Annotated in this window: 19 protein-coding genes; 10 read left to right on the top strand and 9 right to left on the bottom strand. The window is 38.6% G+C overall.

The features are described from left to right. The first annotated feature begins 534 nt into the window (after positions 1–534). Both A3Q33_RS13625 and A3Q33_RS13620 read left to right on the top strand, forming a co-directional pair. Entirely contained in the window at positions 535–1,881 is a 1,347-nt protein-coding gene (locus A3Q33_RS13625) for an anti-phage deoxyguanosine triphosphatase (RefSeq protein ID WP_081180426.1), read from the top strand. Positions 1,882–1,972: 91 nt separating this feature from the next. Next, positions 1,973–3,028 (top strand): hypothetical protein, encoded by a 1,056-nt coding sequence (locus tag A3Q33_RS13620; protein WP_081182604.1) that lies wholly within the window; start codon positions 1,973–1,975, stop codon positions 3,026–3,028. A gap of 558 nt (positions 3,029–3,586) precedes the next feature. On the opposite strand, the gene A3Q33_RS13615 is transcribed toward A3Q33_RS13620, so the two are convergent. The 6 genes from A3Q33_RS13615 to astE form a co-directional block, all read right to left on the bottom strand. Next, positions 3,587–3,970 carry a VOC family protein gene (locus tag A3Q33_RS13615; RefSeq protein WP_081180425.1) on the bottom strand — a complete coding sequence of 128 codons (384 nt, stop codon included), beginning with the start codon at positions 3,968–3,970 and terminating at the stop codon, positions 3,587–3,589. A 2-nt stretch (positions 3,971–3,972) separates the two neighbouring features. Continuing rightward, positions 3,973–5,805, bottom strand: coding sequence for a protein kinase domain-containing protein (locus A3Q33_RS13610; protein ID WP_081180424.1), 1,833 nt, complete (start codon positions 5,803–5,805; stop codon positions 3,973–3,975). Between the two features lie 280 nt (positions 5,806–6,085). After that, positions 6,086–7,666: a dihydrolipoyllysine-residue acetyltransferase gene (locus tag A3Q33_RS13605; RefSeq protein ID WP_081180423.1), complete on the bottom strand. Its 1,581-nt coding sequence runs from the start codon at positions 7,664–7,666 to the stop codon at positions 6,086–6,088. Between the two features lie 11 nt (positions 7,667–7,677). Continuing rightward, positions 7,678–8,655, bottom strand: coding sequence for an alpha-ketoacid dehydrogenase subunit beta (locus A3Q33_RS13600; protein ID WP_081180422.1), 978 nt, complete (start codon positions 8,653–8,655; stop codon positions 7,678–7,680). Then, positions 8,655–9,839, bottom strand: coding sequence for a thiamine pyrophosphate-dependent dehydrogenase E1 component subunit alpha (locus tag A3Q33_RS13595; protein ID WP_081180421.1), 1,185 nt, complete (start codon positions 9,837–9,839; stop codon positions 8,655–8,657). The genes A3Q33_RS13600 and A3Q33_RS13595 overlap by 1 nt, the downstream gene beginning before the upstream one ends. A gap of 416 nt (positions 9,840–10,255) precedes the next feature. Further along, positions 10,256–11,296: a succinylglutamate desuccinylase gene (gene astE, locus A3Q33_RS13590; protein WP_081182602.1), complete on the bottom strand. Its 1,041-nt coding sequence runs from the start codon at positions 11,294–11,296 to the stop codon at positions 10,256–10,258. Positions 11,297–11,756: 460 nt separating this feature from the next. Here astE and A3Q33_RS13585 point away from each other — a divergent pair, with 460 nt between their 5' ends. Continuing rightward, complete coding sequence (locus tag A3Q33_RS13585) at positions 11,757–14,603, top strand: hypothetical protein (RefSeq protein WP_081180420.1); 2,847 nt, start codon at positions 11,757–11,759, stop codon at positions 14,601–14,603. A gap of 4 nt (positions 14,604–14,607) precedes the next feature. Then, on the top strand, positions 14,608–15,198 hold the full coding sequence (locus tag A3Q33_RS13580) for a hypothetical protein (RefSeq protein WP_196797959.1): 591 nt from the start codon (positions 14,608–14,610) through the stop codon (positions 15,196–15,198). Between the two features lie 148 nt (positions 15,199–15,346). On the opposite strand, the gene A3Q33_RS13575 is transcribed toward A3Q33_RS13580, so the two are convergent. The 3 genes from A3Q33_RS13575 to seqA all read right to left on the bottom strand — a co-directional run bounded on the left by A3Q33_RS13575 (position 15,347) and on the right by seqA (position 18,348). Next, entirely contained in the window at positions 15,347–15,850 is a 504-nt protein-coding gene (locus A3Q33_RS13575; RefSeq protein ID WP_081180418.1) for a regulatory protein RecX, read from the bottom strand. Positions 15,851–16,057: 207 nt separating this feature from the next. Next, complete coding sequence (gene pgm, locus A3Q33_RS13570) at positions 16,058–17,704, bottom strand: phosphoglucomutase (alpha-D-glucose-1,6-bisphosphate-dependent) (RefSeq protein ID WP_081180417.1); 1,647 nt, start codon at positions 17,702–17,704, stop codon at positions 16,058–16,060. A gap of 92 nt (positions 17,705–17,796) precedes the next feature. Beyond that, positions 17,797–18,348: a replication initiation negative regulator SeqA gene (gene seqA / locus A3Q33_RS13565; protein WP_081180416.1), complete on the bottom strand. Its 552-nt coding sequence runs from the start codon at positions 18,346–18,348 to the stop codon at positions 17,797–17,799. A 266-nt stretch (positions 18,349–18,614) separates the two neighbouring features. Here seqA and A3Q33_RS21070 point away from each other — a divergent pair, with 266 nt between their 5' ends. From A3Q33_RS21070 to A3Q33_RS13540, 6 genes are all read left to right on the top strand, one after another. Beyond that, positions 18,615–18,983 carry an alpha/beta fold hydrolase gene (locus tag A3Q33_RS21070; protein ID WP_353615504.1) on the top strand — a complete coding sequence of 123 codons (369 nt, stop codon included), beginning with the start codon at positions 18,615–18,617 and terminating at the stop codon, positions 18,981–18,983. A gap of 89 nt (positions 18,984–19,072) precedes the next feature. After that, positions 19,073–19,384, top strand: a complete 312-nt coding sequence (locus A3Q33_RS21065) for an alpha/beta fold hydrolase (protein WP_353615503.1) — start codon at positions 19,073–19,075, stop codon at positions 19,382–19,384. 195 nt (positions 19,385–19,579) lie between these two features. Then, the gene (locus A3Q33_RS13555) at positions 19,580–19,801 is read left to right on the top strand and encodes a DUF2788 domain-containing protein (RefSeq protein WP_081180415.1); all 222 of its coding nucleotides are present in this window, start codon (positions 19,580–19,582) and stop codon (positions 19,799–19,801) included. A 13-nt stretch (positions 19,802–19,814) separates the two neighbouring features. After that, positions 19,815–20,102 carry a LexA regulated protein gene (ybfE, locus tag A3Q33_RS13550; RefSeq protein WP_081180414.1) on the top strand — a complete coding sequence of 96 codons (288 nt, stop codon included), beginning with the start codon at positions 19,815–19,817 and terminating at the stop codon, positions 20,100–20,102. A gap of 22 nt (positions 20,103–20,124) precedes the next feature. Continuing rightward, positions 20,125–20,652, top strand: a complete 528-nt coding sequence (gene fldA / locus A3Q33_RS13545; protein ID WP_081180413.1) for a flavodoxin FldA — start codon at positions 20,125–20,127, stop codon at positions 20,650–20,652. 233 nt (positions 20,653–20,885) lie between these two features. After that, a complete protein-coding gene (locus A3Q33_RS13540) occupies positions 20,886–21,650 on the top strand; it encodes a substrate-binding periplasmic protein (RefSeq protein ID WP_196797958.1) in 765 nt (254 codons plus the stop codon). The last annotated feature ends 144 nt before the right edge of the window (positions 21,651–21,794 follow it).

Here is a 21,794-nt window from a genome sequence, read left to right as displayed (position 1 = left end):
ACTTCACACTTATTCAATATTTACTCATTCTTTTCTCATTCACTTCTCCCTGTAATACTTAGAAAATGATCCACAGGGAGAAAACAATAAGGACGGAATGAGGTAAAACAAGGCAAAATATTGGTCAGCAAATTTCACTAATTTATCGAATTATAGATATGTATCCCTAATTAGGGTCATTAGCGTAATTCGTTGACGGTCACTTAAGACACAAAAGCATTGTACCACCGAGGCACCGAGGGACTTCGTCCTACACCGAGCAGAGCAAAAACAATTAAAGTAAGATCTTAGCTAACTTCACACTTATTCAATATTTACTCATTCTTTTCTCATTCACTTCTCCCTGTAATACTTAGAAAATGATCCACAGGGAGAAGAGAATGAGGACGGAATGAGGTAAAACACTAAAAGTCGGTCTCAAGCTGTTTGCGTTCGCTAAGCTAGGATTAACTTAATGGATTTGGTATTACCTTCCTTTAAAGAATAATATACTATTTGTATCGTTCGGTTAATTCACTTTGAAATAGAGGTATCATGGAAAATCCTTGGCTAGAAAGACGGTTAGAGCGAGTAGCGAAAAGACATCAAGACCACCGCAGCCCATTTCAACGTGACCGAGCACGTATCCTCCATTCTGCCGCATTTCGACGATTACAATCAAAAACCCAGGTTATGGGTAGTGGTCAAAGTGATTTTCACCGCACTCGATTAACTCACTCTTTAGAAGCCGCACAGATTGGCAGTGGCATTATCGCGCAAATTCGCAGTAAATATCCTGAGCAGAGCACAGCGCTACTTCCCGCTGACGACAGTTTAATTGAATCGTTATGTTTAGCGCATGATATTGGCCATCCACCCTTCGGTCATGGTGGAGAAGTTGCCTTACATTATATGATGCGTGATCACGGCGGCTTTGAAGGCAATGGACAAACCTTTCGAATCGTTGCGCACTTAGAGCCTTTTAGTGAACATTTTGGTATGAACTTAACCCGCAGAACATTGCTCGGCTTAATAAAGTATCCGCAAACGTTAGGCAACTTGCAGCAAGACACCCCTCAAGTCTTACCAGCCTCTTTTCGTCAGTTAGAAGCCTCAAAATGGCATCCGCCAAAAGGCTTATATCTCGACGACATTGAGATGATTAACTGGGTATTGTCGCCATTATGTCAACAAGATAAGGAGCTTTTTCAACAATTTAAAACAAAAAGCAATAATCATAGTAAAACGGTATATAAGTCTTTAGATTGTTCAATGATGGAGTTAGCTGACGATATTGCCTATGGCATTCATGATTTAGAAGATGCCATAGTAACTGGCGTAGTAAATCAACAAGATTTTGACGAAAATGTCATCCAGAAGTTGCTAAAAATTGACGATAAATGGTTACAAGATTACAGTAAAAACTTAGCCGGTAATTTATTTAGCAATCAACGTTATAAACAAAAAGAAGCTATTGGTGGTCTCGTCAATTACTTAATAACCGCTGTTGAATTAGTCGATATTAATAAAACCAAAGCTTGTGATTTTCAAGAGCCACTTTTACGATTTAATGCTGTGCATCCATTGTTTCCAGCAAAAGTGTTACAAATTTTTAAAGACTTTGTTTATCAATATGTTATTAAGCAAACGTCAATTCAACAATTAGAATACCGTGGTCAACAAATTGTTATGGAGTTATTTGAGGCTCTATCTTCTGATCCTGAGCGTTTACTGCCAAAAAGTACGGTAGTACGTTGGCAAATGGCAAAAGAAAATAATCAAAATCAACACCGTGTGATCGCTGACTATGTCGCCGGCATGACCGATGAATATGCCACTAGGCTTTATCAAACGTTGTTTTTACCTATCGGGCAAACCGGTTTCGGTAAACACGATTATTAACGAATAAAGTGAATACGCCAAGTAACCAATAACAAATAACCAATAACCAATAACCAATAACCAAAAGAGACGTTATCTAACAATGGCTAATATGCTAGATATTTATTGCGGCAGCGATGCCTTAAAAACAATTCAACAACAAGGTTTTAAGCAAACACTTTTTACCACTATGCTTGGCGCAAGTGGCGGGCCTAAATGGTTTAGCTTATTTGGTTTAGATAAATACCTTTTTGGTGAATACTTTAAAGACCGTAGTTCAGAGTTAAATTTAGTCGGCTCTTCAGCTGGCGCATTTCGCTTTGCTGCGCTTAGCCAAAACGATCCTGTTGCTGCTATTACTCGCTTAGCCACACTGTATTCAGAAACCACATATTCTGTTAAAGCTAACAAGCAAGAAATTACTACCAAAGCTTTAGCACTGCTTGAAGCAGTTTTAGGTCCAAACGGTAGTAACGAAATCATCAACAATCCGGTATTTAAGGCACATTTTATTGTCGCAAAGTGTCGTGGTTTAACGTCCTTAGAACACAAAATACCGTTATTTTTTGGCTTAATATCTAGTATGGCATTTAATCAAGTTAATCGCGGTTTACTGGCAAAACAATACCAACGCTATGTATACCATCACCCGAAAAGCCAGTTAACCATCAACGACAATTTTAACTTTAATACCCAGCATCAAGCGCTAAATAATGAAAACTTAACCTCGAGTTTACTTGCTTCTGGCTCTATTCCTGTTGTTATGGAAGGTATTAAAGATATTATCGGCTCGCCAAAAGGCATGTATCGTGACGGTGGGATCATTGATTATCACTTTGATGTAGATATAAAGCCAACCTCCGGGCTTACGCTTTACCCTCATTTTTCACCAACGCCAAAAGCGGGCTGGTTTGACAAGAACTTATCACGCAAGGTTAACGCACAATATTATAAGAATACCGTAATGTTAGTGCCTTCAGCCGAATTTATTGCTCGCCTACCTTATGGGAAAATTCCCGACCGAAAAGACTTTATTGATTTAGACCCATCGACTCGATTGAAGTACTGGCAAACCGTATTAAAAGAGTCTGAATGCTTAGCTGATGAATTTTCACAGCGGGTCGCGACAGCAAATACGAATAACATTAAACCAATAGTATGTTGCTAACAACAGTAAACCCGCTCAAGGTGGTTTATACCAAGTTGATTAATTAGCTGCTCATGTTTAACGGTTAACGGTTAATGGCTAACGGTTAATGGTTAAAATGAATAACTGCGGCGTTATAAAATTTACAAGTAGCATAATTACTGACTAAATTTTGTGCCTTGTAATTATCCAGTGTAGCTATCCATTTTCCTCATGAAAAAGTAGAACACTTAATTAATCAAATTGGTATTACCTCATTCCGTTCTCATTGTGTTCTCCCTGTGGATCATTTGCTAAATATTACAGGAAGAAATGAATGAGAAAAGAATGAGTAAATAAATGCAGGATTAGGCTAAATCTTACTTTAATTGTTTTGCTCTTCTCGGTGCAAGACGAAGTCCCTCAGTGCCTAGGTGGCGGCGTATTGGTTTTGTCTTTTAAGTGACTGTCAACGAATTACACTAATGCCCCAAATTAGGGATAAAGATTATTAATTCGATAAATTAGTGAAATTTGCTGACTAATACTTTGCCTTGATTATTACCCTGAGCTAAGTGCTGACGATTTTACTTGATGTAACTACTGCGAAATTTTTTGATAAATCGCACAAGCAGCACCTGCGGGATCTTTAATCACCGCATACTTATCACTACCCATAAATTTAATTTCAGTAATTAACTTACCTCCATTAGCGAGCACGGCATGCAATGAAGCTTCAATATCCGCCACCAAAAAATAGGGTAACCAAGCGGGTGGTAAATCTTTATTTACCCCTTTTGCATGGCAAATGCCCGCCACAGCTTCGTTGTTGGTTGGCTCAAGCATGGCGTAATCATCATAATCGCCCATAGCAATATTTTCGCTTTTCCAACCGATTACATCTTCATAGAAAGATTTTACTTCAGGCGCATTATCTACTGATATATCAAGCCACGCCATTGTGCCTATTTTATTATCACTCATAATTAACTCTCCTTTTTTTGTTTTGGGTTTCTTGGATAGTATTTATCGGGTAAGCCATTTATATGTTCAAAAAATCGCGTATCTTTGTAGGGTAGTTTCATAAAACCAGAAATACCATTACCAGTAATGGTAGGGAGTAACTGTAAAATTTCCGTTAAGCACTGTTTAAATTCCACTTCTTTATCGTGGTTTAACAACATTAAATAACTGTGAATTTTCAAATGTCGCGGTAGCACCTCAAAAATAATGCAACCGGTATGATGAATTTGGTTTAAACGCGCTAGCACTGTCATAATTTCATCGGGTAAATAGAGGTATTCGTCTGGATCAACACCGTCTTCAAAATAAGAATGTAATCGCGTGATGTCATCGATAACGGCAACATCACTGACATCATAATTGATAGCTTGGCTTGATTTAGCTTGAAATGGGTCTACTTCATTCTCACGTTCAAAATGTAAAGTATTACGGGCATTGAATAAACAACTTTTAAATACCCCGACTCTGAATATCCCCTGAGCAAGACGGACCATATTATTTACCGCACTTTGAAATGACGTTTTTAAACTAGGGTCAAAAAGCGATAGATTTGAATCAATATGCACACCATTTTTTTCCCAGCGTACGGCTAATCCGCCCACGACAGGAAAGTTAGCTAAACGGCTTACCGCAGCAATAAAAGCCTTTTCGGTATCGCCCATTCCCATAAGATAATTTTTATAATATTTCTCAAGCTGTACATCATCTATTTCGCTTAATTCATCTAAGTCAGAAGACTCGCGTAAGAAAGATTTACGAGAACCATACACCACCGTATCCATATCTTTATGAAAACGTTTACACCAAACCGGTACCAATGGTTTAATTTCTACGGGTAAAGGTGGATCAGCCATGACAGTATTTTTTAACAAGGCTAAATGCTTAAAGAAGTAGTCTCCGGCTCTATTTCGCGTCCTTCTGTCTTTGCTTAACATGCCTGATAATATTTGTGCCAGTAATTTAGGTAACCCCAAAGATAATGGCGTGATCACCGCGCTGCCGTAACGACATGACTGACCAGAAGCTAGGGCATATAATGTTGCCGCTAAGCCTTGCTCGTCAAAGCGCGGTGAGGACATTTCTCCGCTAATTTGCTCATCGCCAATAAAATAGACATCACCTAAGCGTGCATTACTATTTTGCAAGTCACTACTCATTAAATCCATAATATTATTAGCGGTTGATTGTCCGTTAACGTCTAGTTGTGCGGGTACTGCCGAGCCCCAATCAACCAGGTAAATTTTCTCAGTTGCAGGGTCAAACACCACATTTGAAGGTTTAATGTCACCATGAACAAATGGCCGACCTTTTTCGTGTTGTTGAGTATCACGTAAGTAACTTAAAATTTCGGCCAGTTGTATGGCAATTTTAACCACTAATTCACTCGCTAATGGTCCTTTTTGAAAAGAAAGTTTTTCTAGGTCTATACCCGGTGCTCGCTCCATATGGACAATGGATTGCCGTTTGATTTTGTAATAGCCAATAATTTTTGGAATGCGCTGATGAGACAGTTGTCGCTGAATATCGGCTTCTTCTGCTAAGCGGTCTTGAACATGTTGCGGTAAATTAATACGAGAAAATTTAAACACTTGCGATTGACCATGCTCGTCTTCACCGCCAAAAACAAAGCCATAAGCCCCTTTACCAATCAAAGCGATATTTTGATACCCCAACAAGGTTAATTGCTGACGACAAAGCTCAACCCATTGCTTTAACTTGGTTGCATCTTCATGGTTTAGTAAATAAATCGACTGATCTTCAGCAATGTAAAAATGCTGGAGTTTCTTTTCTGCCACTAGGCTTCCTTATTAAAAAGGTATAAGTTTGAATAAATTATCATAGAATTTAATACTATTGTTAGCGTTGTCACCATTTTGTCATAAAAGTTCGGTATTCTTACCGAGTTAATAAATATCTGCTCGCTGTAGATTATTAATTTTCAAGAAGTTCCCCAAAAAAACGTTTAGGCTTTTGCTTTCGCCCTAATTTAATTTTCTTAAATTAGGGCTTTTTTATTGCCTGAAAATAAAAAGGCCTGCAATGCAGACCTTTACTATTTATATCGTCATGAAAAATTTAAGACATATGCACTAGCATATTGCTTGGCTCTTCAAGGAATGACTTCCATAAATTACAAAAACGAGCAATGGTGCCGCCGTCAATAGTACGATGATCGCCAGACCAACTTACTTGCATAATGGAGCGTGCTTCTACTTCACCCTTATCATTAAAGCGTGGTAATTTTTGTAACTTACCCAGTGCAACAATGGCAGATTCAGGCTTATTGATAATAGGTGTTGCCACCGTACCGCCAATAGCACCGATATTTGAAATGGTGATAGTACCGCCTTTCAAATCAGCGGCAGGCACTCTACCTGAACGCGCATCGTTAGTTAAGCGCGTAATATCAGCGGCTAAATCTAAGATAGATTTTGTTTGTACTTTTTTAACATTCGGTACTAACAAACCTACCTTTGAGTCAACAGCCATACCAATATTATGATCGTCAAAATAAGTCAGCTCAGTGCAATCTTCATTAACTTGCGTATTCACTAACGGGAATTGTTTCAACGCTAACGACATTGCTTTCATAAAGAAAGGCATCATGGTTAATTTGATATCTTGCTTGGCATAAACTTCTTTTAGCTCGCCACGCAATTTGATCAAATTAGTCATATCGATTTCTTCACAATAGGTAAAGTGAGGAATAGTCGATACGGAACGAACCATAGCTTTAGCCATGACCGCTTTTATACCGCGAATAGGCTCTACACGTGTGCCACCAACCACATTGCCAACTTCAGCAACGCTAGTATTAACAGGCACTGTTGGTGCTTGATTAAACGCTAAAACATCGTCTTTATATACTCGGCCTTTTTTCCCACTGCCCGGCACTTGATGAATATTAACATTTAATTCACGAGCAACACGGCGTACAGCAGGACTAGCTACCGCTTTTTCATTGACAACTTTTGTTGATATTGATTGTGCTTCAGCAACAGGTGCTTTAGTCTCAACTTTAGCAGGAACAGTTTTTGGCGCTTCTGTTACAGCTGGTGCAGATGCAACAGGAGCTTGTCCTGTGGCGGCAATTTCAATGGCAAACAATGGCGAATGAACTTTGGCAATTTCACCTTTAGCATAATAAAGCTTAACCACTTTACCTTTATGCATTGCGGGAATTTGTACTAAAGCTTTATCAGTCATTACGTCAGCTATTGGTTGATCTTCTTCTATCAAATCACCTTCGGCCACTAACCATTCAACCAATTCACATTCAACAATACCTTCACCAATGTCAGGTAAAATAAAGTCTTCTACTTGTGTACCGGCATTCGCAGCAGCTGCTGGAACTACAGGTATTTCAGCAGCTGCTTCTGCAACTAACGGCTCAGCAGAGCTTTGAGTATCGGCGCTACCTTCTGGTGTCATAGCAAATAAAGGTTGATGAACTTTCGCTATATCACCTTTTGCGTAATAAAGTTTATCTACTACGCCAGAATACATCGCAGGAATTTGAACCAAGGCTTTATCGGTCATTACATCAGCAACGGGCTGATCTTCTGCAATTACATCGCCTTCTGCTACTAGCCATTCAACCAGTTCACATTCAACGATACCTTCGCCAATATCTGGCAGTATAAAATCAATGCTCATGCTAATAAATCCTAGTAAGTCATGCTGTTTTTAATTGCTTCGTAGATCTTTAAATGATCTGCAGCGTATTCTTTTTCAAGTGCTAATGGATAAGGTGTATCCATGCCACAAACTCGGGCAATTGGCGCTTCTAAGTGCAAGAAACATTCTTGTTGAATGGTGGCGGCAATTTCACTGGCAAATCCAGCGGTCAATGGCGCTTCTTGGCTAACCACAAAACGACCTGTTTTTGTCACTGAGTTTGCAACTGTTTCAATATCCCAAGGTAAAATAGTACGTAAGTCGATAATTTCACATGAAATACCGTCAGCAGCAGCTAATGCAGCCGCTTTTTCAACGATTTCTACTTGTGCGCCCCAAGCGAGTAAGGTGATATCAGACCCTGACTGCACAACTTCGGCTTTACCTAAAGGTAATTCGTAATCTTCTTCTGGCACTTCGCCAACTGATGCACGGTATAAGCGTTTTGGCTCAAAAAATATTACCGGGTTATCATCGCGAATTGACGCTAATAACAAACCTTTAGCTTGATAAGGATTACGCGGCACAACCACTTTTAAACCAGGTGTATGCGCAAAGTAAGCTTCAGGTGATTGGCTATGATATAAACCACCCGCAATACCGCCGCCGTATGGCGTACGAATCGTTAACTTACCAACATCAAATTCATTACCACTGCGGTAACGGAATTTAGCTGACTCATTTACAATTTGATCAAAGGCTGGAAAAATATAATCAGCAAACTGAATTTCAGCAATGGCTGTACTGCCCTGCGCGGCTAAGCCGTTAGCAAAGCCAATAACACCTTGTTCAACCAAAGGGGTATTGAAACAACGGCTTTTACCGTATTTTTCTTGTAAACCACTGGTTGCGCGGAACACGCCACCAAAGTGGCCAACGTCTTCACCAAAACACACCGCACGATCATTTTCTGCCATCACGGTATCAAGCGCGTCGTTAATCGCTTGTAATAAATTCATTTGCGCCATTACTTAATTCTCCCTGCAGTAAACGGATAAGCTTGGGGATATTTTTTGATATGTAGTTTAAGTTCATCAAATTGACTTTGTAACAAAGGTGGAACTTTGTCATACACATCTGTAATTAAATCTTCAACTGGTGGTTTAGCTACTTTTTCGGCCACTTTAACCGCCGCTAGCACTTCATCACGTAGTTTTTCAAACAAAGCAATTTCTTGTGCTTCATCCCACCAACCTTGAGCCAGCATCCAGTTCTTCATGCGAAGAATAGGATCATGTTCTTGCCATTTGGCTTCTTCTTCACGTGTTCTATAACCAGAAGGATCATCCGAGGTAGAATGAGCACCTAAACGGTAAGACATCGCTTCAATTAATACGGGCTTGCCTTCTTTAATGGCATATTCACGGGCTAATTGTACTGCTGAAATTACCGCTAAAATGTCATTACCATCAATGCGTAATGTTTTCATACCGTAACCAACACCACGAGAGGCAATACCATTACCTACGTATTGCTCATCTGATGGTGTTGAAATAGCATAGCCATTGTTACGACAGAAGAAAATAACCGGTGCTTGATGCACTGCGGCCATGTTTAAGCCGGCATGAAAGTCGCCTTCAGAAGCAGCGCCTTCACCGAAGTAACAAATAGTAACCGCGTCTAAGCCTTGCAGCTTTTGACCATAAGCATAACCAGCCGCTTGTGGAATTTGCGTGCCTAACGGTGATGAAATCGTCATATAGTTCAATGCATTACTACCGTAATGTATTGGCATTTGACGACCTTTACCTAAATCTTTTTCATTGCTGAACATCTGATTCATAAAGTTTTCAAGGCTAAAACCTCGAAACATTAATGCGCCTTGCTCACGGTACTGCGCCATGATCATATCTTGGTCTTTCAGACCAGCAGCACCACCGACACTAGCAGCTTCTTCGCCGAGTGCAGCCATATAAAAACTGATGCGACCTTGGCGCTGTGCAGCCACCATACGCTCATCTAAAACACGATGAAAAGCGAGCGTTTTGTAAGTTTTAGTCGCAAGTTCTTGATCAATATTTGGCATGGCAGCGTCTTTATAAATGCTACCATCTTGTTTCAATATCTTAAGGATTGGAATTTCAACTGAATGACCATCAATAAAAGCGGGTTGATGTACGACCGGGCTTTCGCTATATATGTCAGTGTTCATAGCCTTCTCTTTTTTTATTAACCTTGGATGCAAGGTGACATTACCTATTCACCTTTGCTTTACTCATTGAAAGTATAGAAGCTTTCAGCGCAAGGGGAATATTAATATCGTTGTTATGAATTGTTGGTTGTAATAATCGCAAGCACTTTACCTTTACGTAAACTGAAAAACAAGTTTAGTGATCAAAGTTAGTACGTAAATTTAACAGACAACGAGCATAATTCTTTACAGTTATATGCACTGAAATAATCTCAACCGGGCTAATCTATTGATCAGCCTGTTATAAAGATAATGACTAAAGGTTTTATGCGGCAGATAAAATATGAAGGGGTATAGCGCTGACTATCTCTGTTTCTCGGAATAGGTTATACGTTCCATTTATAACCTATTAATAATTCATTGATTAGAAAGATTAATCAGGAAAGTGTTGTCGGCGTTACGGTTAGCATCGCGCGTTGGCCTATGGCAACATTAGCATTGGGGAAAATAATCGCTTCACCGTCCTGCTGAGTTTTTACTTCCTTACCACCGTCAATAGCAAGTACATGACCTTTTGGAAAGTCAGTGAAATTTTCAACATCATCGGCAAAAGTTAATGAAAAATCTTCATGTTGGCGATCAATAATTTGTGATATTTCATAAAGATTAAAATCACTGGCTTGATAAGGTGTTAATCCAAGGTCTTGCCCTGAAACCAGTTTAGTTAGTGTATCTCTAACTTGCACAAACTGACTCATATCATTTTTACCAAATGGGCGTACCTTACCTAATTCAACCGTAAAGGCATCAGCACCAAACTCATTTGACGAAAAATAGCTAAAGGTAGTTGTTGGTGAATGTGACAATAAAATAGTGCTAACACCGCAGGCATTAAGAAACTGTAGCTGACTCTTTTTGCGCGGCGCGCCATGTAAAAACGGATAAACCGCGAATTTATCACACTTAGAGCCACGAATAGCCGTATGCAAATCATAATGACAACGACTACGTTCCCCGCCACTTGCACAAGGTAACAAACTACCCGTGTCAAAAAAGTCTCTAACCGTATTTTCTAATAACAAAGCCCGTTGACGCTCTTTGTTAATTAAACCTGCGCCCTGACCTTGGTCCTGTGAATGACCACCAGAAAATAAACGATTCATGTTTTCTTCAACAAAGCGTTCTGCAATGTTCATTGACGCAGGGTTACCAAAAATAAATAACACCCGTTCAGCTAACCGTAATTCACCACGGATCAATTGCCCAATAATATCGCTACAAATTTCAATCGGCGCAGTTTCATTACCATGCACTGCACTTGATAACACAATATCATGGCTACTTTCACGATTTATCGGTTCAAAAGTAATTAGCCCTGTTTCCAACACAGTGACTTTACTTTGAGTTTGTGATGCTTGATGCGTTACATCAAAACTAAAACCACCACCAGGTAACGACCATTCGTTGGCACGAGTCATTGATAAGAAATCACCACTCTGTTGTAAAACTGAAGAAAAAGTCGCTGTTGAATTAGTTAAATCGTTCACGTGGTTCACCTATTGTCATCGTCGAATTTATTCGAGCTGCTGAGATTATATTTCGATAGCACTCATTAATTATTGCGCGTTATTGTACTCCATTAATAGGGATACGTCCTTGTGACACTCATTTAATCTCTTTTACAAATGATAATACAATGCTCACTGAATACTTAGATAATTATTATAATCCGACTGTTTAGTTAAGCTATTGTTTTTTAAAGATTGATAACACATATTTCATTTGAAACATGTGCATTTTTTAGTTTCAACATTCTATTTGTTTATTTTTTTATCATGCTATTATTATGAGGTGATTATTATCCAATAACACAAACACCTGCTGTTTTGCTTAACTTAACATCAGGTTTAATAAATGACACTTACACGGAGTGCTGTCATGTTAAATAAAATATCCCCCCCTAGAAAGTCACCTAAATTCAACCGTATCAGTTTTAGCGTATTAATGTTTTCTGCTTTAATTGCGGGTTGTAACAATGATGATAAAGATAAAATTGTTGTTGAACCAAGTCCAGAAGCACAAGTGCATTTTATGCTTGCAGCTGTCGATCAAGGTACTTGTTCTATCTTTGCTAACAATGAAACAATTGCTTCAGCGATAACAGAAGCAGGTGTCGCAACTTTTCAAGATATTCCTGCTGATTTAGGCTTTGCCCTAATAGAATGTGAAGGCGGTGAATATGAAGATGAAGCCAGCGGTGAACTACTTACTCCGGGTTTAACTCGCGCGTATTTTGATGTTAGCTCTTCGACTTTTAGTACCAGTGTCACACCATTAACTGAAATCGCAACTCAAGTAGTTGAAGTTTATGAGCTTGACCCTGTGACACAATATGCAGGTGTATTAACTAATGTAGCCGACGCTTTCGGCATGAACGGTTTTGACCTTACAACAGCCATACCCATGAATTTAAATATTGAAGAAGCTGACGGCTCTGCCGGTGGTCGTTATGGTGTAGTTTTAGCCGCTATATCTCAAATGCAACTTGATAGAGAACTCCAAAGTGCTGAAGAGGTAATTGAAACTTTAGTTGCAGGCTTAGCAAATAATGGCTTATTCACGGTTGACGAAATACGTGATTACTATTTTCATGCCCTCGAAAATATGTTTGAGAATCCTCGTATTGATCCTAATTTAGGCAGCGACGAAGATCTTGATGCTTTATTCCATGATGTGGTCCGTTCGCCAGTTGCTTCACAGGTAGAGTACGTTGATGCTTATCACCCAGAAAGTAATGATCATGAAGCTTTTTCTAAGATCACAGCTGGTGAAACGGCTACTTTTGACATCGTCGGCACACATTTATCATTAAATTTAGATGTCACTTTAGCCGGTGAAAAATGTGCGGTGTATGACCTTCAAGCGCTGACACACACCAGTAAAGAACCAGTACATGATATTATGTTTGCCGATTGTCCTGCACAAAGTGTCGGAGAAGTTGAGCTAATTGTGTCGGACCACGGCAGAATAGAAAATACCACAAGCATAACGGTTGAAGCCGCTAGTACTGAAAGTACGGCCAAATTGGAAACGGTTAATCAAGTATCATCAGCGGCTACGGGATCAAGTTATTTATTTGGTTACGTAAAAGCGGAAGCTCCCGGTATAAACAACATCGAAAGTGCCGCTCATCAATACAGTAGTAATAACTTAGAAATATTTGCTGTTGCCGGTGTACCTGTTGATATGATAGACGCGAGTGGCGCGGTTATCGCAAGCCAAATTACTTACGATGATGGTTATTATGAATTTAACAATGCGCCAGAATCAACAGATGTAAGAATTGTTGTTAAAGCTGAACTTATAAAAACACGCACAACGCCTAATGTAGGACCCCAATATAATTTTTCTATACGTGATAACACCAGTGCAGGTGCCGTTAAAAAGTTATATCAACTAACATCTCCTGTCATTACCATAAAAGCTGAAGCACAAAGTGATAACGAGCTAAATATTCAAGCTAAAGTTGGCTTTGATAGTGAAGGTAATGTGCAAACTGGCGTTACACGTGAGTCGGCTCCATTTTCAATATTACGTATTGTAAAAAGTGCAGCAGATAAACTAACAGCCCTTAATCCAAATATTGAAATGCCGACATTGAACCTTTACTGGTCTGATAAAAATATTGGCGTATCGGGAGATAGATCTATTGGTCAAATAGGTACATCACATTATAGCGGTGATGGCTTGTCGCCTGGTGTTTACATTCTAGGCAAAGCTGATTCTGATACTGATGAATTTGACAAAGGCGTATTAGGCCACGAATTTGGTCACTATTTACAAGCGAAATTATCTTTTTCAGATAGTCCAGGTGATAGCCACTCATACAATGAATTTAAAGATGCTAGTTTGGCGTATGGTGAAGGTTACGGTACGGCTGTTGGTGGATTACTGTCAGACAGTCATTATTATTGCGATACATCTGGTGTCCGTCAGGAAGATGGTGAGTGTGAAGATTTAAATAAGCCAGTATCCACGGATAGAGCTAACGGATTTTATTCTGAAGAGACTGTAATTTATCTAATGTACGCCATCGGAAAAATTGACGGTAAAGGATTTACTGAGTTTTTTGATGCAGTAACTAAAATGAAAAGTGGTGTTCATTCTGCCACTATCTTTGCATTTTTAGATCACTATTTAAAAGCTAACCCGGATGTTGAAGCACAAGTTAAGACATTAATGGCAGCAAGTAATATTAAAACGCATGAACCTTTTGGCGTTTACCCAGCTAATACCCCCGTTGATGCTAAAATAAGTGCCGAGGCAAATAAAGGCAGTGCAAGTGTAGGTGCTAGCGATTTAGAAAAACTGTATATTAACATTCCAATTATTGCCTCTAATGCCCCTACTGGTGAAGATCCTGTTGTAATTACTCCTGAGTCTCCTACCTTTTGTTTGAACAATAATTTACCTGGTGCAAACGTTTCTAACGGTTTAGGTATGGTACGTCGCGCTTCATTTACGGCTAATTATACCGGTAACTTAGTGTTGAGTGCGTTTAATAAAGCTGACCACGTGATAAGCGATCAAGCAGCATATATCCAAGTTCGTGATGATCATGGCAACAAGATAAGTGTATATGGCTATAGAGACAACTACTTTGGTAAAATCGCCGTTGTATCTGGTCATACTTACTCTGTTCAATTACTCGTCAGTAACCCTGAAATTGTTCTTAAAGGTAGCCAGTGTGGTTATTATTTTGAATTAGCAAGAATTGCAGATTAAGCGCATGCTTTCAGTGAAATTAATAAAGCAACAATACAACGTGACAGGTAAAACCTCTCGTTGTATTTTTCTTGTTAAATTATTGCTCGTTGCATTTATTACTTCAGGTTGCACACCCAGTGATAAAAATGTTGAAGACTTAGTTAACGATAGTAACAACCGAGCACAAGCTGCAAAAGTTGCGCCTATGCCTACTGATAAAATCAGCGTAAAGAAACCACTTGATTTTGCACCTACGGTTGATAAACCGCGCACTGGCTATTGGTTAGGCGGGAGCCCGCCGATTAATAAACGCAGCTCAGGCATTGATACTTATTATAAAGTTACGCCAAGTAACAAACCTAAGCACTTATGGGTGACATTGCAGTTTGAAGGTGTGGTATCAGATGATGCTTTTATAAAGTTTAATGCCATTGATGGTGCTGAAGTCGTTAACAATCAGCCTAAAAAATGGTTGTTAAAAGCGGATATTATTTCACAAGTTACTTTTGAAGTTAAAGTGCCTGTAACCATTAGTTACTTAACGCTTTATACTTTTCAAAATGGCCGAGGGGCTTCTCGGGCCTTTTTATTGGAAGAAACAAACCATCGTTAATTTCAATTAATCAACTTGGTATTAAACTAAGCGTTACTAATATTTATCAAAAATCGAGCTACGGCTCGATTTTTTTGGATAAAATAATTAAACTGCATTCACAAAATCATCTGTTTTATTTTGCAATAATAACCATAATCATACACCACTAAGCTTCTTCATCCGAATAGCTAACCGCTTGATTAGCAATTGAATATGAAAAGCCTTTCGTTATTAAATGTCGTAACGCTTTTTGTTTTAATTTCAATTCTTCAATGGGTTCTATGCCAAATTTTCTTATTTTTAGCATTAACGCTTTCTCAAAATAATCTTCGTCGGTTGTCTCAATAGCACTAACACATTCATTAATTGTTTGAGATGAAAAACCTTTTGCATAGAGCTTTTCTTTTATTTTGTTTGGACCAATATTTTTTTCTGTAAGGCTGTTCGTTAAGCGTTGGGCATAACGAAGATCATTAATAATGTCACGTTCAATAAGATACTCAAGTGCAGGTTCGTTAAATTGTGTATCGTCCTTAAACAATAAATTAGCTTTTTGCAGTATGGCTTTAGCTGAGTAGTCACCATAACGTTCAATCATCCACTGCATATATGATTTTACCCGCTCATAAGAAATGACTTGTGGCTTGGCACTTTGCTTTTTTTTATACATAACAGTCGTCATCCTGAATACGATAGACCAGTTGAACTTACTTAAACTAAAAAGGTGCCCTTGGGCACCTTCTACACGCTTTTACTGACAGCTTTAAACTAATATCTAATTTCTAATATCTAATATCTAATATCTGCTTATTTTATAACCACTTAGAACTTAACGTTTTTTACTGATAGCTGATAGCTAATATCTGATAGCTCTGCACTAAAGTCCTGCCGCAACAAAGGCAGCACTAACAAGCTTTTGTGCATCGCTAATAATTAGCTGCAAATGTTCTTCATCAATAAAGCTTTCTGCGTAAATTTTATAAATATCTTCCGTGCCTGACGGGCGTGCGGCAAACCAGCCGTTTTCAGTACAAACCTTTATTCCACCAATCGCTGCATTGTTACCTGGCGCATGAGACAGAATTTGGCTGATTTTCTCTCCCGCTAATACGTCAGTAGTAATCGCATCAGCGGTAAGCGAAGTTAGTACCTGCTTTTGCTGTAAGTTAGCGACAGCCTCAACGCGACCATAGCAAGGTTCACCTAATTGTGCAGCTAATGCTTGATATAATTGATAAGGGTCTTTACCGGTTACCGCTAGCATTTCAGCGGCTAATAAGGTCATAACAAATCCGTCTTTGTCGGTTGTCCAACAACTGCCATCTAGTGAAAGAAATGTGGCGCCGGCACTTTCTTCACCGCCAAAGGCATAGCTTGAATCGTGCAAGCCATCAACAAACCATTTAAAGCCAACAGGCACTTCTGAAAGTGGTCGATCAATAAGTTTGGCGACCCGGTCAATTAGCGAACTAGAAACCAGGGTCTTGCCAATTTTACACGTTTTAGGCCAATCTCTGTGTGTCATTAAATAGTGAATAGCGACGGCTAAATAATGATTTGGGTTCATCAAACCACCGGTTTTGGTAACTATACCGTGACGGTCAAAGTCTGGGTCGTTGCCTACGGCAAGATCAAATTTATCTTTTAGGGCAATTAAGCCCGACATGGCATATGGTGATGAACAGTCCATGCGTATTTTGCCATCTTTATCTAACGGCATAAAAGCAAAGCTAGCATCAACTACCGGATTAACCACTGCTAAATTCAAGCCATATTTTTTAGCTATTACTGGCCAATAATGAATACCTGAACCACCTAAAGGGTCAACACCAATATGAACACCCGCTTTTGCAATAGCTTCCATATCAACAACCTGACTTAATTGTTCAACATAAAAACTGATAAAGTCTTCACGGATCAATAATGAAGATTGCAGCGCTTGTGCATAATCAAGGCGTTTAACATCAACCAGTTTATTGGCAATAATTTCGTTAGCACGATGCTCAATAACTTTTGTTATTTCACCTTCAGCTGGGCCACCATGAGGAGGATTATATTTAATACCTCCATCGGTTGGTGGATTATGCGAAGGAGTAATGATCAAGCCATCAGCTTGGCTTGAGTGGGTTTTATTATGAACAATAATTAAACGAGAAATAACCGGTGTTGGCGTAAAGCCATCATCGTCTTGAATAACAACAGAGATATTGTTAGCAATCAACACAGATATAGCTGAAGCAAAGGCGGGTTCAGATAAAGCGTGAGTATCTTTACCTAAATAAAGTGGCCCTTTAAACCCTTGCGCTTGACGATATTCTGCTACGGCCTGACAAATCGCTTCAATATGCTGTTGATTAAAGCTTAACTTACTTGCATTACCACGATGTCCTGAGGTACCAAAAGTAACTTTTTGCTCAGCAATATCAACATCAGGTGTTTGCAAAAAATAATCACTGACCAAACGGCCAATATTAATTCTATCTATCGGTCTTGCCGGTTTGCCTGCGTGCTGATGTATTGTCATTTAAATTCCTTATAAAAACTTAAGCCGTATCTGTTATGCAATAATTTGCCACACTACTACTATAGCCAATGTAGCTAAAATAACTAAAGTAACTAAAGTAAGTCGCGAATATCTTCTATATCTTGCTCGTTATAACCTAGCGCACGACCAACTTCTGTTAGCATCATTTTCTTACGCGTGGTATTTGAGTTGGTAATCACCCAAAATGGACTGTCTGGTATCTGACGCGGCTTTGTACTGCTGCCACTTGCCGCTAGTTCAGCTTCGCTGGCAGCAAAATATAAACGGTCGCGTCCTCTAATATTGCAAACAGTAGAGAACTGCTGATTATGTACTCGATATAATGCTGCTAAAATTAATAAAAATCGACCGACCGCACCGCGCTGCATAGCCAACTCTTCTTTATTAATATAGTTAAATACTGAGCCATTAACATCAAGCGTTGGTGTGTTCACTTGCTCTTCAACGACTTCTTCTTCAATTTGTTCAACAAATTCTGGTTCTGCTGCTGACTCAACTTCAGCATTGTGTTCAGTTGGTAACTTAATTAGACGACGTAATATCGACGATGCACTTTCGCCAATATACTGAGTATTTGACGCAATGTGTTGATAAAGCTCTTCATCTATTTCGATGTTTTTCATTGATGACCCTAGGGAAATTATTATAGATCGCGGCAAGATTATACTTACGTTAATAAGAAGTCTCTATAGAGGATTACCAAATGATGGAAATATTTTTTAAAAACCTAGCCCGAAAAATATTAAAGCTAAAGTTCAATCACATCAATCTAGGCATAAAGTTACACACTCAGCGCTATTTTTAACAACAACTACTTGGGTTTTCGTTGCATCGAATTACTAAAACAAGGACAATTATCGCAATGAGAACAGACTTATCAGAGACAGCAATGAGCAAGCTTTTAAACTATCAACAATCTGGCACCGGTAAAGACATCATACTTATTCATGGCTTATTTGGCCGCTTAGAAAATCTTGGTATGGTGGCGAAAGTTTTAGCTGAAAATTATCGAGTGACCAGTGTAGATGTGCGTAATCATGGTGATTCATTTCACGATAGCGTTATGGACTACCCAAACATGGCACAGGACATTGCCGATGTTATGCAGCACCTAAGTATAAAAAGTGCAGTCGTGCTTGGACACTCCATGGGCGGTAAAATAGCGATGGAATTAGCGCTTACAAAACCAGAGCTAGTTGAAAAGTTGATTGTGGCTGATATTGCTCCTGTTGAATATCCCCCCATCACAACAAGATAATTACGGGGTTAAAATCACTCGATTTTTCAGTCATAAAGCAACGTAAAGACGCTGATAAACAACTCGCCGAATATGTTGATGACATTGGTGTGCGACAATTTTTATTACGAAATTTAAGTAATAGCAATGGTCAACTGGCTTTTGTATGCAATATTGAAAACATCGCTAAAAATTATCCACATATTATGAAAACCTACCAAGGCAGTAATCGCTATCAAGGCCCTACACTTTTTATAAAAGGGGCAAATTCCGACTATATATTGCCAGAACATCGCCCAGAAATATTGCGCTTATTCCCACAAAGTAGTGCCCGTATTATTCAAGGTGCTGGTCATTGGTTACATGCTGAAAAAACGAGTGCTTTTAACCGCAGCGTTGAAGGTTTTCTTATAAACGCATAGTGGTAGTGTTAGTGGTAGTGCTAATTTTAAGCAATAAAACTGTCTATCATTCACGCGATAAAAGCGCCTATACCTAAGCTCTGTAGATGCTACGCTGACAAAGTAACATTGAGAAAACATCGTTTAAAGGACAAAAATAATGTGTTTAAAAGCAGTGATATGCTATAGTGCCGCCTGCAAATTTTAGGGTTGATTATGTTAGCAGAACACTTTGAATTAATTGAAGCCATAGGGCTAAATTTATTTTATGCTTTTATCTTTATTTTCATTGGGTTAACAATCCATGACGTAATGAAAAAAAATGATGTCCCTAAAATGGGAAAGCTGGTTGTTTATTTTGTATTATTTTTAGGATGTGCCGGATTTATTGCCAAAGGCGTAATTCAGTTTATCTTCGAAAGCCAAGGTGTTGGATAAGTAAGTAATTAAGATGGCAAAAGAAGTAGCAGATTTAACAACCATTGACTTATTTAGCGATGATAAGCGTCCGGGGCGACCAAAAACGAATCCTCATTCACGCAGCGTGCAAGTTAAAATAAATAAACGTAATCAAGTTAAGCGTGATAAGAACAATGGTTTAAAGCGAGTAGAGTTTAAGTTACATCAAGATGTATTTGAACGTTTAGACGCTTTAGCAAAAGATAAAGGTGTGAGCCGAAGTGAGTTGATAGAAATACTATTAGTTCAGTCGCTTGATGCCAACGATATTAAAGTTTAGTTAGATATAAAAGGTTAGATTCATGTCAATTGTAGGTTTATTTTTCGGAAGTGATACAGGAAATACCGAAGCCATAGGCAAAATGATCCAAAAAAAGTTGGGTAAAAAGCTTGTCGATGTTAAAGATATCGCCAAAAGTACCAAAGAAGAAATTGCCGAGTTCGATTTATTAATCTTAGGTATTCCTACTTGGTACTATGGTGAAAACCAATGTGACTGGGATGATTTCTTACCTGAGTTAGAAGAAATTGATTTCACCGATAAGTTAGTGGCTATTTTTGGTTTAGGCGATCAAGAAGATTATGCTGAATACTTCTGTGATGCAATGGAACCATTGCGTGATATCGTGGAATCAAAAGGCGCTATTGTTATCGGTAATTGGCCAACAGAAAGCTATGAGTTTGAAGCGTCTAAAGCGTTAATTGACGAAAATACTTTTATCGGCCTATGTATTGATGAAGACCGTCAGCCTGAATTAACCGACGCACGTGTTGATGCTTGGGTTAAGCAAATTTACGACGAACTTTGCCTTGCTGAATTAGAAGACTAATTTTTCGATAATAAACGAAAATTTATTGGAATAAGCCAGCAGTTAGCTGGCTTTTTTGTGCCTAATACATCCCTTAGCCTCAGCTCAACAATATGCGCTAGCATTGTCCTGAACAACTAGTGATACCAAGTGAAATAAATTAAAAAATATATCTATATACCGTCAAAGTTAGGTTAAATAATACCAAAAATATTGTTAATATGGTTTATCGCTATTTGGAGATTGATATTCAAATGAAAAAATTTATTTTAAAATCAATTTTGTTATTTCTTCTGCTACTTCCGCAAGTGAATGCATATCACCAGCCATATCCAACTGGAAATATCATCTTTTATACCGAAATTTACCCACCGGCTAATTATTTGGTCGATGATAAACTGAAGGGTATTTCTGTAGATACTTTAAAAGCTATGTGGAAACATTTACATATGCCTGAACAAGAGATCCAGCTAGTTCCATGGTCTCGAGGCTATAAATTTACGTTAGATAAAAATAATACGGCATTATTTACAATGTCTAAAACCCAGCCTCGTGAAAATTTATTTAAATGGGTTGGACCTATTTTTCACGCGACTCAAATTCTGATTGCCAAAAAATCAAAAAACTTTAACTTTTCTAATGCAGAGCAAGTATTTAAACATACAGTTGCCACTGTTAAAGGTGATGTGTCAGAAAATTCACTTCATAAAATTGGTTTTCCATCTGCTAATATCGCTAAAATTGCTCAATTAAAACAAGCCTTTTTATTGATGGAATCTGACCGTGTAGACATGATTGTGGCATCTATTCATGCTTTTGATCATTTAATTAAAGAAAATAACTTAGATGCTAATGCTTACGAACAGGTGTGGCAGGTTAACAAGACCGGTAATTATTTAGCCTTTAATATCAATACTCCTGATGAAGTAATACAAACCTACCAGCAAGCGTTTGATGATATTGCTGAGCAGCGACTAACCATCAAAGCGCAATATGATTTACCTCTAGCTGAATATTAACCCAAATACGACGATGGGTGTATGGTCTTTAATAAAGCCAGAACATAAGCCCGTCAAGCTGTTTAACGAATTGATTAAATTAAAGGGTTTAGCTTTATGCTGTACCTCTCATCAATATTGTTTAAAATACCCCTTGACCAATCA

Origin of the sequence: Colwellia sp. PAMC 21821 (assembly GCF_002077175.1) — a bacterium.
Classification (GTDB): domain Bacteria; phylum Pseudomonadota; class Gammaproteobacteria; order Enterobacterales; family Alteromonadaceae; genus Cognaticolwellia.
This window is presented reverse-complemented; position numbering and strand designations above follow the sequence as displayed.